Raw genomic sequence first — 2,426 nt, forward strand, 5'->3', positions numbered from 1 at the left:
CTGAGTGCCTGACACATCTTGTGTCAGGGGTAGCAGGTCAAGGACGACAGAGCAAAGAGTGAACACGGGAAAACCATATTCGGTCATAGTAATCGGAGAGAGCGTTCTTAGAAGAGAAACAGGGTTCTGGGTCAGAGTGGAACAAAGGGATAGGAGAAAGCAAAGAGCGGCCCTTGTGGACAACGCCCTGGAGCCAACGAAGACCAATTTTGAGATAGCTGAGACCCCGCGTCCAATGGGGGTCAACCTGAGAGCGAAGACCATTGAGTTGAACGGCCATACCGTGAGTAGTGGCATAAAGAAGAGCAAGGGCTGGGACCAAATACAGACGGGTCAAAGCAGGAGCAGAACGGATAGCGGAGTCTTCAAGTTGAAAAGCACCGGATTTTGAATCTAAAAATAACTCCTCGACCCGAAAGCGCAAGGCGTACTGCCATAAAGTGTTCAGAGAGGGGGTTTCGTCAGTAATGACAGCCCAAGGTTCTTTGACTCCCGTGACCCTTGCCAGAACAAGATTGCATCGATAGATGCCGTCTGTCCACAGACCGACCTGATCGTAAAGAATGGCTTCTCCTTTGGCAGGCCAGAGATATTTGACTTCGATAGGATGTCGCCGAACCCCATGGACCAGAACGTCGCCAGGTAAACGTAAGCAGTAATGCCATCCACTGACTTGCAGCCAACTGAGCAAACCATGATTGGCAAACCCTCGGTCGGCTAAGAGCATGACATCGGGATAATCCTTCAACAATCGCTGAGCATCCCGCAGCATCGGTTTGTAGGTGTTCACTGCGACGGTGGCACTCGGATGGTCTAGCACTCGCCATAACAGGGGGACTGCAGGACCGCAACAGACTATCGACAGATGAATCATACAATAGCGATTCCACAATACAGTTGTATCTAATGCCAAGTAAAGTCGATTGCCTTTCCAGCTACTGATGGCGGCTAGCACCAGAGGAATATACAGGGATTTGACCCGAATTCGATGATTGCCCATAAATCTCTGCCATCTGCGTTCGGTGCTTTGTGCCTGTGTTGCACGACTAGGGACGTAGGACTCCCACATTGGCAGGCTTAATTTCCCGCTACAGATTACTGCTGTGACCATCCAGGCTAATGCCTTGAGGTGTCGCAGGTCTCGCCATTGGCTGTGTTGACACAGTAAAGAAAGTAGTTGAGCATAGAGACTGGTAGTGGTTGACATGGGAGGTTCGCTGATGTTCTGTTAATCTCAGCATTCCATATCCTGCTACCTTTTTCTCTTTCCACGCTATTTCAAGGGTTTCCGACACTTGTGTCAGGCACTCAGCCCTGCCCCACGAAAAACTTTTTCAGCAGACCCTAATTGGCACTGTGAATTTATCTGTCGCCTGTAAGACTTTTGATAATCTTTTTAGCCAATCGCTCATTAATTTCTCGATGTCTGGGAATTGGTTCTGTTTTTCCAGTATCTGGATTATGGTAAATATCGTGTTTCCCTCCACGTCTAATCAAATAGCAGCCCGCTTGCTCTAATTGTGCAATTAAATCATGTCTTTTCATGGGAGTTCAAACTCTGCAACTCTCTTGATTCCGGGGATTTCTTCAGTAGTAAATGTTTTGTAGAGATCGACCAAGTTTCCGATTAATTCTTCTAAGTCAACACCTTGGGTCCAATGATCTGGAAATTCATTCAAATAGCCCAAGAACATCCCATCTGATTCTTTCCAATATGTATATGGAATCTTCATGGTGAAATCCTCATTCTGCGTTGCTAAAGATATTAAGTTGACCCCTATCATAACTGAATTGCTCCCAAGCCACGATCAGCTTTATTATCAGGGTTGGCAGCGAGATTGCCGCCTTACACTTCGTTAATGCAGCCTACCAAAGCGGCGATCGCCCATTCAGACAGATTTAGGTGTTGGGTGTTGGGTTTCGTTCCGAGGGTTCAATCTACGGACTACGGACTGTTAAATTAGAATATCAAATGTTTGATTATTTAGCCAACGATAAACACTAAAATCTCGCCTATCTGTGGTTAATATTCTGTTCTCCTTAATTGTTTCAGCTAACACTACTAACGAAGCATCGGCTAAGTCCATTGGCAAATCTCTATATTTTTGCATCAGTTCTTCAATGGGTTGGCAGTGCTTAGTTTTGAGGTTGAATACCTGTAGTTCTCCTGTGGAGATTTTATGAATAAGGGTTTTTGGGACATCTATTCCTGCAACATCTCAATAAATGCTGGTAAGGAAGCCGAAGTCAACCTAGAAAATGAACCCGCACTCGTGAGAAAGCATCCAGCAATTCCAAATTCAAACGGTAGTGTAGGATACAGAATTGATTTCGCTTCTGTCCCTCAAAATAGAGTGAACGAGTTGCCCATTGGGTTTTGCAGGAATGGAAGTCCAAGATTTGAGTTTTATAGGGATGCTGAGCTA

Annotated in this window: 4 protein-coding genes and 1 pseudogene; 1 reads left to right on the forward strand and 4 read right to left on the reverse strand. The window is 45.8% G+C overall.

Annotation, left to right across the window (positions count from 1 at the left end):
* Positions 1–37: 37 nt before the first annotated feature.
* The 4 genes and pseudogenes from PX482_RS12330 to PX482_RS12345 all read right to left on the reverse strand — a co-directional run.
* Entirely contained in the window at positions 38–1,207 is a 1,170-nt protein-coding gene (locus tag PX482_RS12330; protein ID WP_288122490.1) for a transposase, read from the reverse strand.
* Positions 1,208–1,362: 155 nt separating this feature from the next.
* Positions 1,363–1,545, reverse strand: a complete 183-nt coding sequence (locus PX482_RS12335) for a type II toxin-antitoxin system HicA family toxin (RefSeq protein WP_012267861.1) — start codon at positions 1,543–1,545, stop codon at positions 1,363–1,365.
* A complete protein-coding gene (locus tag PX482_RS12340; protein WP_043999154.1) occupies positions 1,542–1,733 on the reverse strand; it encodes a hypothetical protein in 192 nt (63 codons plus the stop codon). The genes PX482_RS12335 and PX482_RS12340 overlap by 4 nt, the downstream gene beginning before the upstream one ends.
* A gap of 222 nt (positions 1,734–1,955) precedes the next feature.
* Positions 1,956–2,210, reverse strand: a pseudogene (locus PX482_RS12345) (PIN domain-containing protein); the annotation flags it as partial.
* Here PX482_RS12345 and PX482_RS12350 point away from each other — a divergent pair.
* Positions 2,181–2,426 (forward strand): hypothetical protein (locus PX482_RS12350; protein ID WP_288094473.1); only part of this gene is annotated, 246 nt, incomplete at its 3' end. The pseudogene PX482_RS12345 and the gene PX482_RS12350 sit on opposite strands and share 30 nt — an antisense overlap.

The sequence above is a fragment of the Microcystis sp. M53602_WE12 genome (assembly GCF_030065455.1).
Classification (GTDB): Bacteria; Cyanobacteriota; Cyanobacteriia; order Cyanobacteriales; family Microcystaceae; genus Microcystis; species Microcystis aeruginosa.

Excerpts from the sequence above, each read along its gene's own strand:
- PX482_RS12330 (WP_288122490.1), bottom strand. The coding sequence starts at position 1,207 with ATGTCAACCACTACCAGTCTCTATGCTCAACTACTTTCTTTACTGTGT.
- PX482_RS12335 (WP_012267861.1), bottom strand. The coding sequence starts at position 1,545 with ATGAAAAGACATGATTTAATTGCACAATTAGAGCAAGCGGGCTGCTAT.
- PX482_RS12340 (WP_043999154.1), bottom strand. The coding sequence starts at position 1,733 with ATGAAGATTCCATATACATATTGGAAAGAATCAGATGGGATGTTCTTG.